The organism is Rufibacter tibetensis (genome assembly GCF_001310085.1).
GTDB lineage: Bacteria > Bacteroidota > Bacteroidia > Cytophagales > Hymenobacteraceae > Nibribacter > Nibribacter tibetensis.
Map to the genome: position 1 here is coordinate 3,711,998 of NZ_CP012643.1, position 12,271 is coordinate 3,724,268.

Below are 12,271 nucleotides of genomic sequence, written 5' to 3' on the forward strand. Positions count from 1 at the left end.
AAAGTCTGCCGGCGGTTCTTCTAAAGAACTTAGAACCATGACATCTATAAAGAAGACCTTTGTTTTACTCCTTGCCCTAGGTGCTTTCACCACGGCTTGTACCGATGATTTTGAGGAGGTGAACACAGACCCCAACCGAATTGAGTTAATTAGCCCGGGTACGTTGCTGAACCCTATCATCTATGAGATGAGCAGCTTCAACGCGAACCGGGCAGATGATTTCACCTTTCATTTGATGCAAGTGTCGCTTCCGTTTCCAAGTCCGTCTGGCGGGATTCACCGCTATGATGTAACGGAGAATGCCGGAAGCTCTACCTGGAACACCTATTACCGCTGGTTAACCAACATAAAAGAAATGCAGGCGGCGGCAGTAAAAGCCAATGACCCCAACTATGAGGCAATTGCGCTTACCTTAAATGCCTGGGGCTACTCTCTGCTCACTGACAGCTTTGGTGACGTGCCCATGACGGAAGCGACCCGGGGCGATGAAGGCATCTTATATGCCTCCTTTGATACGCAGAAGTCTATCTATACCAAGATCCTGGCAGACCTTGAGACCGCCAATAGCAAGTTTGATCCTACTAAAACCATGATTTACGGCGATGACATCCTGTATCGCAAAGACGTGACCAAGTGGCGCAAATTCTGCAACTCTTTACGGTTGAGATTACTGCTCAGAGTTTCCAAAAGAGAGGAGATGAACGCGGCTGCAAAAATGGCGGAGATCATCAACAACCCAGCTAAATTCCCGGTTTTCACTTCCAACGCAGATGCTGCCATCTTACAGATTTCAGGGGTTCCGCCAATGATTTCTCCTTGGGGGCGGGCAGTAGACTTTAGAACTGGCAGGGCTGCTTCTTCTTTTTTCATTGATCATCTGAATGCACTAAATGACCCACGCCGGGCAAAATTCTTCACCCAGGCCACTTCAAAAGATGGAAGAACGCAGATGGGGTACAAAGGCATACCCAGCGGATATGAAGGAAGCGACACCCAATTCAACTATGCTCCTTCTACCTTCAACATTGCCCTGGTGACCGCTCCCATGATTACGGTGATCATGCCGTACTCCGAGGTAGAGTTCATTAAAGCTGAACTGATTCAGAAAGGCATAGTGACCGGTGATGCCAAAACCGTCTATGAAAAAGGAGTGAAGGCCGCTATTGAGCAGTGGGGAGCCGTGGTACCAGCCGACTATTTTACCAACCCAGCCGCGGCGTACAATGGCACCTTTGAGCAACTCATGCTGCAGAAGTACCTGGCGTTGTTCTTTGTTGATTACCAGCAGTGGTTTGAATACCGTCGTACGGGTTTTCCGGTACTCCCCACCACAAACTCCATGATGAATAACAAAGTAGTGCCGGTTCGTTTCAGGTACCCAACTACGGTGCAAACCAATAACCCTGAAAACTACAGGATAGCTGTGGAAATGATGGGCGGTGATGACATCAACACCAAGGTTTGGTGGGAAAAATAAACCTGAGCAAGCTCTCCTCAGCATTCTAAGCTTACTGCGCTTTTCTACAACTTGGGCGCAGTAAGCTTCCTTACTTTCATCACATCTAACCAAACAGACTATGAGAACCGTAACACCTTGGAAGCTGCTTTTCTGTTTCTTTATAGGCGTGCACGCCAACGCAATGGCTCAAGGAAAAATCTCACTTACCAATTACACCTTCAAACCCAACTCAACCAAAGTGGGCAAGGTCATGGTTTCGCCTTCTGAAAAAGGAAAGGTAAAGCTGGTAGGTGCTTCTGCAAATACCTTCACGTTAGGGAAAGACAATTCTCTTATGCTTAAGAAGGCCATTTCTGACCCTTGGGTTGACGTAGTTTTGGCAGTAGAGCAGGGGCAAAGCACGGTACAAGACACCTTCCGGATTGTCAAAGACGAGTTCATCAACAACCAGGTGATTGCGCACCGCGGAGCCTGGAAGAACACGGGCGCTACTGAGAACTCTGTATCTGCTTTGCAGCACGCCATCAGGTTAGGTTGCGCTGGTAGCGAGTTTGACGTGCACATGTCTTCAGATTCGGTGCTGTTCATTCACCATGACCAAGATGTGGACGGTATTCATATTGAGAAAACGCCAGCCGCAGAACTGGCTAAACTGAAGTTGCCCAACGGCGAATTCCTTCCTACGCTGGATGCCTATCTGCTAGCCGGACTCAACCAAAATAAAACCAAACTGATTCTTGAAATTAAGCCTTCAGCCATCAGCAAAGAACGTGGTCAGGCCTTGGCCCGGAAAGTGGTGGAAACGGTGCAGAAACACAAAGCGCAGGGTTGGGTAGACTACATCAGTTTTGACTATGCCATCTGCCAGAAAGTAAAGGAGCTGGAGCCTCCCGCTAAAGTGGCCTACCTCAACGGCGAGAAAGCTCCCGCAGAACTGGCTAAAGACCAACTATACGGCTTTGATTACAACCAGAGCGTCTTGAAGAAGAACCCGCATTGGATAGAAGAAGCGCACAAGTTAGGTTTAACCGTTAACTCCTGGACGGTCAACTCCCCCGAAATGATGGACTGGCTACTAGAGCGCAAAGCAGATTTTATCACCACCAATGAGCCGGAACTACTGCTGGAGAAAATAAAGAAGTTAGCTAACAATTAAGGTTTGTTAACTGGAGAAATCTCTCGCAAGAGAACCTCGTTTCTTTTTCTATTTGTCGTCCTGAAAGGATCTTGTGGGTAAACGAGATCAAGTTTTACTCCAAATTCTACTGCCGTTTTTGGCCTTAAATAGCTAAAACACCCCTAAAGCGGGAGTACCACATAACCGCAAAAAGGATCATTCTTGATCTATTCTGTCAATTACTCATTCCCTCAATCATTCATTTATCACATGTTTAGAAGAAAATTCCTCCAGAGTGTAGGTGCGTTAGGCCTTAGTTTAACCTTGCCGGTTGGTGCCGTACAAGCGCAAACTCCCAAGAAATCCTCGGGCCAGAAAGTAAACCTGTCGCTTATTGCCATTAAAGGTAAGGTGCAGTCGGGCGGCAAAGGAATACCCGGGGTGGTGGTCACCGATGGCATGAACCTGGTGGTCACCGATAAGGCGGGAAAGTACTCTCTGGAAAGCAACGCCACTGCTGAGTTCGTGTACATCTCCATTCCCCGGGGGTATGCCATCCCCAATGATAAAGGAGTGGCTCAGTTTTTTAAACCGCTTCCTAAAGACAAATCAAATTTTACCGCCGATTTTGATCTGCAGAAATTAACCCAGGACGATACCAAACACAATTTTGTGGTGTGGGCCGATCCGCAGATGATCAACAAAAAGGATGCGGAAGAATTGGTGAACACTTCAGCCCCAGATTTGAAAAAGCTGGTTGACGGCTACAGCAAAGACACGCTTTTTCACGGCATTGGCTGCGGAGACCTGGTATGGGACAAGTTTGAATTGTATGAGGACTACAAGAAAGCAATAGAGATCTCCGGCATTCCGTTTTATCAGGTCATTGGCAACCACGACATGGATTTGACCGCCCGCACCGATGACGGCTCTGCCGATACTTTCAAGAAGCTGTTCGGGCCTACTTATTACTCCTATAACCGCGGTGATGTGCATTATGTGGTGCTAGACGATGTCTTCTTCATAGGCACCGCTAAACGGTACATTGGCTATCTCACTGAGAAGCAGTTGCAGTGGTTGGAGCAGTATTTGTCTTTTGTGAAGCCGGGCAGCACGGTGGTGGTGTCGGTGCACATTCCGGTGAACAGTGGCGAGAAAAGACGCATGAACCTCAAAGACGAGTCATTAGGGGGCGTGGTGTCTAACCGCAAGGAATTGTATCGCCTGCTCAAGCCCTACAAAGCGCACATCATGTCGGGCCACACACATGTTTGTGAGAAAGTCATAGAGGGCGACATCATTGAGCATACCCACGGGGCGGTGTGCGGTGCCTGGTGGACCGGCCCTATCTGCACTGATGGCTCTCCCAGCGGCTACGGCGTGTATGAAGTGAATGGCTCTGAACTGAACTGGTACTATAAATCAGTGGGCCATGAGCGCGACCACCAGTTCAGGATGTACCCCAAAGGTACCGTGAAAGACCGTCCTGAGGAAGTGGTGGTGAACGTCTGGAACTGGGACCCCGAGTGGAAAGTAGTTTGGTTTGAAGACGGCGTGCGCAAAGGCGAAATGAAACAGGAGATGGGCTTGGATCCTCTTTCGGTGCAGCTGCACGCCGGGCCTACTATGCCGGCCAAGCACAAGTTCGTAGACCCCACCATGACCGACCATTTGTTCTGGGCCAAACCATCGGCGGGTGCCAAGCAGATCAAAATTGAAGTGACCGATAGGTTTGGGAAAGTGTATTCTGAGGCCTTAGCCGTTTAGAAGCTTACCTACTATTCCTCCTTACATAAACGTCTAGGGCCTGTTTTCTAAAAACAGGCCCTAGACGTTTATAGGTTTTTTTAGAGATTTTGAAATTGTTTGGGCAGTCTGAATCCCTTATCTTTCTGTTGCCGCTGAGTTACTTTCAGCAGGTAGATTTATTTGAAGCACATGTCTCGTCCTTTTCTTTCCCTCCAGAACGTCACCATCAGACACCAAAACCATGTTCTCTTCCATGACCTTAATTTTGAGGTGCAACCCGGTGAACAATGGGCGTTAATTGGCGAGAGCGGGTCGGGCAAAAGCAGCCTGCTGAAGGCAATTGCCGGAGAAATGAGTGTGGTGGGTGGCCAGGTGAGGTATGGCTTTTATGAGGAGTATCTGGAGCAGCAGCCTGTGCCGGATATCTTTTTCTCCTTCCGCAATCTTTTGGCTATGGTTGGGCAGAAACACACTTTTAAAAACCTATCCACCAATACCAGCACTTTTTACTACCAGCAACGCTACCATGCCACCGATGCTGAGGACGCACCAACAGTTGAGAAATACCTAACCTCAGTACAGCCAGCAGTGTTGGCAGATTCCTGGTGGACGTATGCCAGAGTGATCTCTTCTTTCCGCCTGACGGAGTTGCTGCAAAAGCAATTGATCAAACTTTCTAACGGGGAGACCAAGCGGCTACTCATGGCAGCAGCCATGCTCCAGAACCCAAAACTGCTCCTCCTTGATATGCCGCTTACGGGCTTGGATGTAGAAAGCCGCGCAGGTTTCAACCAGCTTCTTACAGAAATTACTTCTTCAGGCGTTACGGTAATTCTAGCTACCTCAGCGCAGGAAATACCGGAGGCAATCACGCACGTAGCCCTTCTGAAAAAAAACAGAATAGTATCGGCGCAGCCCAAAGCTGCCTATATTCCCCAGAGAACAAAAGATCAAAGCAATTGTCCCCTTAAGGCAGAGCTGCTTTCGCAGCTGTTGTCAGAAACTGAGTCGCCTGAGTTTTCCATCATTGCCGATCTGAAAAATGTAACGGTAACTTATGGTGATAAGACGGTGCTAGATCAGGTGAACTGGCAGGTGCGGCAGGGCGAGCGATGGGCCCTGCTGGGTCATAACGGAGCCGGAAAGACCACGTTGTTGAGTTTGCTCAACGGCGATAATCCGCAGGCGTTTTCCAAAGACTTGACGCTGTTTGATCGCAGGCGCGGTACCAGCGAAACCATTTGGGACATCAAAAAGAAGATTGGGTTTGTGTCACCGGAGCTGTTTCAGTTTTTCCCGCATCAGCAGACCTGCCTGCAAGTGGTGGAGTCTGGGCTGTACGATACCCTGGGGCTGTTCAGGAAAAGTCAACCCGGTAATGCCACTAAAGCCAGGCAGTGGCTGGAGTTGCTAGGCATTGCGGAGGAGGCGCAAAAACCATTTAGGAGAGTATCTGCCAGTTCGCAACGGCTCTGCCTTCTGGCGCGTGCCTTAATCAAGCATCCGCCGTTACTAATCTTGGATGAACCATGCCAGGGAATGGATGCCCAACAGCAGGAGCGCTTTGAGCAGGTTGTTGACGCTATTTGTGCCAACAGCACCACCACCCTCATGTACGTAACCCACTACCCAGAGGAGATTCCATCCTGCGTAACAAAGGTGCTCAAGCTGGAAAATGGAGTGGTTGTCTCTTAAAACTGCCAAACGCCATGCTTCGCTTTTTGACCGGTTTGCAAAAAGTAAGGCACTTCTAATTTGAAGTTTAATAGGCGAGTTGAGGCACTTCTTAAAAGAAAATAGCTTCTCCACAGGTGGTATCAAATACTAACTTCAACCTCAACAGGTAGAACAAGGATCTTTGCAGCAAACGGTAGCTGCACTTCAAAAGAGCTTTTCTAGTTCAATCACGAAATATTTTAGGAGGGCAATGATAAGAACTTACTCTTGCTTCTGCTCTTGTAGATCAGAAAGGCTGATGAAACCTACGCCTTCGCTTCTTCCAGGTGCACGTAATACCGCGTGATTTTGTCCCACTGCAAGGCTTGGAATCCGGCCCATCCGCCTTCTGAAATAAGTGTGTTCAAAAGCCCACGGCCACCTGATTTGTCGCCCTGGTTATTAGGTTTCTCATCGCGACCAATTTCCATTCCCATGATTTTGGTGCCTTCGCGTACTACCCTGAAGGTACTGGTGGCATCATCAGTGAAGAAGTGCTTTACCTCATCCCCCTCGGTTTCGTCTTTCAGAGGCTCGGGCTTAGGGCAGGGGCGAACCACAAATTGAGCAGCGTCTTCTTCCTCCACCACTTCAATCACGGTTACCCAGTTTTCTATGGTAGTGGCCGGCAAAATGATCTGCAGGTAGTCGCCTACCTGTAGCTTATGCGCATCAGAAGGATTTCCCTGGGCATCATACAAATGGAAAGTAGAGTTGATTCCTGTCAGCAAAGACCAACTGTTCACGTCAAACAGTTTTTGTTTGGTACGCGTGAACTCCATGCGGGCAGTTGTCTCATCAGGGTAGGTATTCTCGTTGTAGAAAAACTTGTCTTTGGTGTCTTCCCCCTTCAGTACTTCCCATTCTTTTTTAATCTTGTCCAGAAAATCTGTGATGGCCATTGCGCTCCAGTTTAAGTAAGGTAAACAGTCTTACTTGGGAGCGTACGAAACTGCGCCAACCGGGTTAACCAAGAAATACCAGAAAGGGTCTGTTTAAACACTGATTTTGCGAAACCGGCACTTAAACAGCTATGATCAATGAAAACAAAGGTGATTTATTTCACCGGAGAAACCTGCGCAATGCCATCCAGTACCGGTCTGATCTGGTTGGCTTGCTGCATCATTTGATAGAGCTGGTCGGTTTGGCCGGTTTGCAGGCACTGCTGGAAATGCTGCAGGTGTTTGATGTATTCTTCCAGGGCATGGCTTAGGAAATGGGCGTTCTGCTCAAAGATGGGGGCCCACATATCCGGAGAGCTTTTGGCCAGACGCACGGTAGATGCGAAACCTGAACCCGCTAACGTGAAGATGTTGCGCTCGTCTTTCTCTACATCCAGCACCGTTAAACCCAAAAGGAAAGAGCTAACGTGCGACAAATGCGACACGTAGGCTACGTGCTTGTCGTGTTCCTCAGGCTGCATGTAAATGGTTTTCAAACCTAGGAGGGAAAAGACTTCTTCGGCAGAGGAGAGGGCGTGGGCAGAGGAAAGTTCTTTCTCGCAGATGATGTTCATCTTGCCCTGGTACAGTCCTTCTAAGGCGGCGGTTGGGCCAGAGTTCTCAGTACCGGCAATAGGGTGCGCCGCTACAAACTGGGCTCGGTTGGGGTGCTCTCTTACGGCTTCGCACAAGAGGGTTTTGGTGGACCCCAAATCAATCACTACTGTTTGCGGAGGCACTATGTCCAGGAGGGAAGGCAGTAGTTTCTGAATGGCGGTCACCGGAATGGCTACCAGCACCAGATCAGATATGGCAACGGCTTCCTGTAGGGGCAGCACCCGGTCTACCAGCCCCAATTCCACTGCTTGGGCAGCATTCTCAGGGTTTTGATCTACCCCAATCAGTTCCTTCGCGAAACCAGCTTTTCTGAGGTCTAATGCGGCAGAACCGCCAATAAGTCCGGTTCCAATAATGGTGATGGTGTTCATGGTAGAAAGCGTGCGCTCAATAGAAACACGAAGGTACTACAAGTTTTCCTATCGGGGTTCATTTAACGGCTGGTACTGGAAAGGGAGGAAAGGAAAAGCGTCTGTTTTAAAGCTGGTTTCTTATAAACAGCTTAAAAACAGACGCTTTCAGGAGGGTAGTACCCAAGGCGGACTAAATCTCTACCATAAACTTTTCATATTCTGGGTGACGCTTCACGTAGGCTTCTACCACGGGGCAGGAGGCGATAAACTTTAGGTTGTTGTCTTTTACATACTCCAAAGCAGTTTTGACCAATTGATCTGCCAGGCCCTGGCCGCGGTTTTCCTCGGGCACGTAGGTATAGTCCAAGTCCAGTTCTTCCTTGTCGGTGAGGGAATAGGTGAGTTCAGCTTCTTCGCCGTCCAGATCCATGTAAAAACGTAGATCATCGGCGTCATGAATGATATTTTGCTTTTCCATAGTTGTCGTCTTTTGGAGAACATATACGGTGACAAGCCCTTCAGAGTCAAAATTCAGTATTTACTCTTCTCTTTACCGTGTAGGTACAGTAACAGAAATAGCCCGAAGTTGGTAAAAGAAACAAGCTTTCCTGCCTGATTTCAGAAAACGGCCCCTAAACAAACCGAGCCTCTGCTAACCCTACTGCTATGAACTACATAGATTTACTTATTCTCTTTATTGTGCTTTCCAGTCTTTGGACGGGGTGGTACCGGGGCTTCGCTCACGGTGTGCTGGATTTGATCAGGTGGGTAGGCAGTCTGATCATCGGGTTAAGCTTGTACCCCTTTGTAGCAGAATGGCTGGAGAAGGTAGTGGATTGGAACGAACTTTGGTTGCTGCCCATTTCTTTTTTCATTGTAGCGGTGCTGGCCAGTATTCTCATACAGGCCATAGGAGATAGAATTTTGGCGCAGTTTCCAAACACCGTACACCGGTCCAAAGCCAACCAAGTTTTGGGATTGATTCCGGGTTTTCTGAGTGGACTGGTGACAGCCGCCATTGTGGTGGTGTTGCTTACCGCGTTCCCGTTGCCCCAGAACATACAGGAGGAAGTACAGGAAAGCGCCTTGGCCACACGTATCTCTGCCGTTTCAGAAAAGGCGGAAGTAGCACTATCCCCGATCTTTGACAAAGCCCTGAACCGTACCATGCGCAAAGTCACGGTGCAGCCCGGTTCTGAGGAGGTGATTGAACTCCCGTACAAGGTCACTTCCATGAAACCCAGGCCAGACTTAGAGGCCGAAATGTTGCAATTGGTGAACGAAGAACGCGCCAAGCAAAACCTAAGGCCCCTGGCCGCCGATACTTCCCTGCGCCGGGTGGCTCGCCTTCATTCTGAGGACATGTTCCGGCGGGGCTATTTCTCTCATTATACCCCCGAAGGCTGGAGTCCTTTTGACCGCATCAGAAAAGCGAAAGTGCCTTTTAGGTTGGCGGGCGAAAACCTGGCCCTGGCACCAACGCTGGACATTGCACATGAAGGCTTGATGAACTCACCCGGCCACCGGGCCAACATTCTGCGGGGCGGCTTCGGCCGCGTGGGCATTGGCGTTTTGCAAGGCAGCGACCGACGTTTAATGATTACCCAGAATTTCCGGAATTAAGGTATTAAGTTAGAAAAGCTTAAGTGGAAAAATTATTTCTAATTGCAATCAAGTTGCGATTAGTGGGCTTTTGTTTTAATATTGCGCAGGATGTTCTTCACCAGATGGCGTACTTACGTTCTCATCCGCTAGAGAGAAAGCCTCCTTCTTTTCCTGAATGCTCCGTTTACAGCCTTATATCGCCGCTTTTCTGCTGCTGCTCTTCTGCCAGATGATGGTACCAGAGTCGGCACCGCTGGCGCTGCACGAGCACGAACACACTGAGGCCCACGACGAACCTGTTCCCGATGGGGAGCATACCGTTGGCAAAATTCGGGATGGCGTTTATGGTAGCCGCTTTGCAGAAGAACTCGGCATTTAATGCAGTGACATTGTTAAGCGTTTGGCTGTTGCTCACCATCATCATCCCGGCGCTGCTGAACGTGTACGTGTTCATCCGGCAACCGGTCCCGCAAGCGTTGGCCCTCACCATCAAGCAGCGGGAGGTGGTCCACAGCGGTTGGGACAAACCTAAGCGCGAAACCATGGAGGCGTTCTTCGTACGGTATCAGCAGTACCGCGATACTGCCGAGATTCAGGGCCGGTTTGCCTGGAAATGGTATTATGCTTTCCACCTGCGGGGCGATATGGCTGTGGAAAATCTGGCGAAGGAGTACCAAAGCAGTCTGAAGGCCCGGCATGATCTGGTGCAGCACCTGAACGTGCTGTCGGTGCCGGTGAACGTGCAGGGTATCTTCAACGCCATGGCTGGCTCCGATTTGCCCTCTTACCTGCAGTTTCTGCAAAGCGCCACCCGCTACCACGATGCTCTGCGGGAGTTTTACTACCCTTTCTGTTCAACCAGGTGGGCTTCACCCACGCTGATTACGCCCGGGAACCCAAACACAGTTTCACCAGTGCTCCAGACATGCCTTCGGCGGTGAATGGATTGGTAAAGCTGCTAATGAGTGTGTTGGTGGTGTTTGCGGCAGGATTGCTGCTGTTTAGATGGAAAGTAGCTTCTGTGAAGTAGGGAGCACCCCATTCTGTTTCGGAGCTGATTTTCCCAAAACAAACTTAAAACCAGAGAACGTTTCCCGTTAACTACAAAAGTGCAGGCACAAAAAAGCCGCTCCTGTAGTGGGAGCGGCTTTTTCAAATTAAGAAAACAAAGTGTTTATTTCTCTACTACTTTAATCAAGGTATTAGCAGCAATGCGATCGGTTAGCTGCATACCGTTCAGGATGGCCATTTCATCAAAGCGTTTAGACGGTACGTTGTAGGTTTGAAGCACCTGTTGCAAGGTTCCGGGAGTTTTCACCGTTTTAATGCGCACAACCTCCGGCTTCCGGTTGATCTTTTCCTGGTCTGTCAATTGACGGAAATTAGTCGCCGTAGCACTGAATGCTGGGAAATAGGTGTTAAAGTCAGTGGCGGCAGTGACACCGGTAATGTTGTAGATATTACCACCGTACTGGATAAAGTAGCTCAACGCCTGAATAGGAGGCGCTTGTTGTTGCTGGGCTTGTTGCTGCTGTTGTTGCTGAGGAGCCTGTTGTGAAATAACGGCTAAGGCAGGCAGTCCGTTTACCGTCACTTGCTTTGATTCAATGGCCTGGAGCTGATTATCAGTCAGCATCTTCTGGGCAGCCGCTTCTAAGGAAGTGCCCTGGGCCAAACGTAAAAACATCATTGCCTTACCATCCTGCGGAGCCATTTGTACTTGCTGAGGCGAGTTTTGGTGTTGCCATCCGGCTGGAATAGGGAACTGGAATTTCAGTTCCGGATGGTAGAAAATGCTATTCTCCACAAAGCCCTGTTTAGGGTCTTCGCCATATATCAAGCCTTCCAACATGCGCAGGTAGCTGTCACGTCCTTCTTTCAGGTTAGTTGCATTGGTTTGCTTTTGCCACTGATCAGCTAATTGGTGCACGGTGTTGTAACGGTCTCCTGGGTTTGGGTGACTTGACAGGAAAGTAGGAATTTCTCCCTGACCTGATTGCTGACTTTGGCGCTGCAGGGTTTGGAAGAAATCTGCCATGTGGCTGGCGTCATACCCAATTTTGGTGGAATACTCCACGCCCAATTCATCTGACTGACGCTCATCATCGCGCCCGAATTTCAGGAACAGAAGGCCGGCACCCTGTGAAAGTTCATTCCCATATTGGGCGAGGGTAGGGGAAGCAATCATACCGCCCATGAGCAGTACCTGCGCCAAGGTAGATTTACTTTGCTGCTGCGCCGAATGACGGGCCGTAATGTGCCCAATCTCATGGCCCAACACTCCGGCAAATTGTGCCTCGCTGTTAAAGTGCGCCATGATCCCCCGGGTGAAGTACACAAATCCGCCGGGTACGGCAAAGGCGTTTAAGACCGGTGAATCTACAATCTTGAATTCATATTTCAGGTTAGGCCTGTGGGAGATAGCGGCCATCTGGGAGCCTTTCTCCTGAATAAATCGCTGCAGCGTAGGGTTCTGTACCAAGCCAAACTGCGCTACAATAGCAGGGTCTGCCTGAAGGCCCATGGCTACTTCCTGCTCTTCAGACACAAAGTTGATATCTCGTTTTCCGGTAACCGGGTTGGTAGCGCAAGAGTTGAAAAGTAGTATGACAGCGGTTGCCAGACTACAGGAAAAAAGTTTTTTCATAGAGGTAAGGTTTAGGGCCAATTATTCATTCTTAAAGAAAGACCAGGTAGGTTCTTTTGCTTGCTC

11 protein-coding genes are annotated in these 12,271 nt (G+C 49.3%); 6 read left to right on the forward strand and 5 right to left on the reverse strand.

Going from position 1 to position 12,271, the window contains the following annotated elements; translation table 11 throughout:
* Nucleotides 1–37 precede the first annotated feature (37 nt).
* The 4 genes from DC20_RS15125 (at nucleotide 38) to DC20_RS15140 (ending at nucleotide 6,020) form a co-directional block, all read left to right on the forward strand.
* Nucleotides 38–1,477: a SusD/RagB family nutrient-binding outer membrane lipoprotein gene (locus DC20_RS15125; RefSeq protein WP_062544603.1), complete on the forward strand. Its 1,440-nt coding sequence runs from the start codon at nucleotides 38–40 to the stop codon at nucleotides 1,475–1,477.
* Nucleotides 1,478–1,577: 100 nt separating this feature from the next.
* The gene (locus tag DC20_RS15130) at nucleotides 1,578–2,615 is read left to right on the forward strand and encodes a glycerophosphodiester phosphodiesterase (RefSeq protein ID WP_245652223.1); all 1,038 of its coding nucleotides are present in this window, start codon (nucleotides 1,578–1,580) and stop codon (nucleotides 2,613–2,615) included.
* A 231-nt stretch (nucleotides 2,616–2,846) separates the two neighbouring features.
* Nucleotides 2,847–4,343: a calcineurin-like phosphoesterase C-terminal domain-containing protein gene (locus DC20_RS15135; RefSeq protein WP_062545987.1), complete on the forward strand. Its 1,497-nt coding sequence runs from the start codon at nucleotides 2,847–2,849 to the stop codon at nucleotides 4,341–4,343.
* A 171-nt stretch (nucleotides 4,344–4,514) separates the two neighbouring features.
* On the forward strand, nucleotides 4,515–6,020 hold the full coding sequence (locus DC20_RS15140; RefSeq protein ID WP_062544604.1) for an ATP-binding cassette domain-containing protein: 1,506 nt from the start codon (nucleotides 4,515–4,517) through the stop codon (nucleotides 6,018–6,020).
* Between the two features lie 287 nt (nucleotides 6,021–6,307).
* Here DC20_RS15140 and DC20_RS15145 read toward each other — a convergent pair whose 3' ends face one another.
* From DC20_RS15145 to DC20_RS15155, 3 genes are all read right to left on the reverse strand, one after another.
* The gene (locus tag DC20_RS15145; protein ID WP_062544605.1) at nucleotides 6,308–6,943 is read right to left on the reverse strand and encodes a hypothetical protein; all 636 of its coding nucleotides are present in this window, start codon (nucleotides 6,941–6,943) and stop codon (nucleotides 6,308–6,310) included.
* Between the two features lie 155 nt (nucleotides 6,944–7,098).
* Nucleotides 7,099–7,971, reverse strand: a complete 873-nt coding sequence (locus DC20_RS15150; protein ID WP_062544606.1) for a prephenate dehydrogenase — start codon at nucleotides 7,969–7,971, stop codon at nucleotides 7,099–7,101.
* Between the two features lie 172 nt (nucleotides 7,972–8,143).
* Nucleotides 8,144–8,431 (reverse strand): GNAT family N-acetyltransferase, encoded by a 288-nt coding sequence (locus tag DC20_RS15155; protein ID WP_062544607.1) that lies wholly within the window; start codon nucleotides 8,429–8,431, stop codon nucleotides 8,144–8,146.
* A gap of 188 nt (nucleotides 8,432–8,619) precedes the next feature.
* Here DC20_RS15155 and DC20_RS15160 point away from each other — a divergent pair, with 188 nt between their 5' ends.
* Entirely contained in the window at nucleotides 8,620–9,576 is a 957-nt protein-coding gene (locus DC20_RS15160) for a CvpA family protein (protein WP_062544608.1), read from the forward strand.
* Nucleotides 9,577–9,742: 166 nt separating this feature from the next.
* Here the strand turns inward: DC20_RS15160 and DC20_RS23090 are convergent, their stop codons facing one another.
* Nucleotides 9,743–9,982: a hypothetical protein gene (locus DC20_RS23090; RefSeq protein WP_169788190.1), complete on the reverse strand. Its 240-nt coding sequence runs from the start codon at nucleotides 9,980–9,982 to the stop codon at nucleotides 9,743–9,745.
* On the opposite strand from DC20_RS23090, the gene DC20_RS15170 reads away from it, so the two are divergent.
* Nucleotides 9,966–10,499 (forward strand): DUF3526 domain-containing protein, encoded by a 534-nt coding sequence (locus DC20_RS15170; protein WP_169788191.1) that lies wholly within the window; start codon nucleotides 9,966–9,968, stop codon nucleotides 10,497–10,499. The genes DC20_RS23090 and DC20_RS15170 overlap by 17 nt on opposite strands.
* A 233-nt stretch (nucleotides 10,500–10,732) precedes the next feature.
* Here DC20_RS15170 and DC20_RS15175 read toward each other — a convergent pair whose 3' ends face one another.
* Nucleotides 10,733–12,205: a M48 family metalloprotease gene (locus DC20_RS15175; RefSeq protein ID WP_062545988.1), complete on the reverse strand. Its 1,473-nt coding sequence runs from the start codon at nucleotides 12,203–12,205 to the stop codon at nucleotides 10,733–10,735.
* Nucleotides 12,206–12,271: the final 66 nt, after the last annotated feature.